Source organism: Cohnella sp. GbtcB17, assembly GCF_019091135.1.
Taxonomy (GTDB): Bacteria; Bacillota; Bacilli; order Paenibacillales; family Paenibacillaceae; genus Cohnella.
Map to the genome: position 1 here is coordinate 1 of NZ_JAGXJW010000346.1, position 253 is coordinate 253.

The 253-nt window shown below is 55.7% G+C and carries 1 protein-coding gene; it reads left to right on the forward strand.

Annotated features, from left to right (window positions below; translation table 11 throughout):
- A partial coding sequence (locus KVT38_RS33905) for a hypothetical protein (RefSeq protein WP_217598104.1) occupies positions 1-253 on the forward strand: 253 nt, incomplete at both ends.

Below are 253 nucleotides of genomic sequence, written 5' to 3' on the forward strand. Positions count from 1 at the left end.
GATGGAGGTCGCTGGCGTCTGATGCTATTGATGAAGGATTCGAGCAAGCGAGCTTCATTATCGGCCCGACAGGACTGCTTCATCCGACTGGCCCCTTGGTGATGGAAATGACAACTGCTCGTGCAATTGCCGCTCGCCTCGCAGATGATGGCGCGGGGCTGATGGGCAGGGAGGAGGTTGAGGCGCTTATTGACAATTACGAGGCGACGCTCTCATATCCTCTCACGTTTGAACAGCGGTCTGCTGTTCAACT